This window comes from Bacillus sp. EKM420B (genome assembly GCF_011065565.1).
GTDB classification, from domain to species: domain Bacteria; phylum Bacillota; class Bacilli; order Bacillales; family Bacillaceae; genus Bacillus; species Bacillus velezensis.
Map to the genome: position 1 here is coordinate 1 of NZ_JAAMNX010000061.1, position 239 is coordinate 239.

The window sequence follows — 239 nt, forward strand, 5'->3', positions numbered from 1 at the left end:
TTTTAAAGTCTTCACGAAAAATTCTAGCTTTTCTTCATTACAGTTCAATTTATAGAAAGTTGTATTTGAATGATTTTCCACAAATCTAATTATAAATCTGTAATATTCGTTTTCTTTATCAATACTCAAAATAAAAAATGGTTCAATTGTTTCTAAACGTATCCTATCTTGATTCCCTGCTAATAATGCTTCAATCCCTGATATCAGCATTTTATATTCACTTTCTAATAAAGCGGCGG

1 protein-coding gene is annotated in these 239 nt (G+C 27.6%); it reads right to left on the reverse strand.

Annotated elements, in window-relative coordinates; all coding sequences use genetic code 11:
- On the reverse strand, positions 1-239 hold a 239-nt coding region (locus tag G9F48_RS19895), incomplete at both ends, for a WapI family immunity protein (RefSeq protein WP_446697983.1).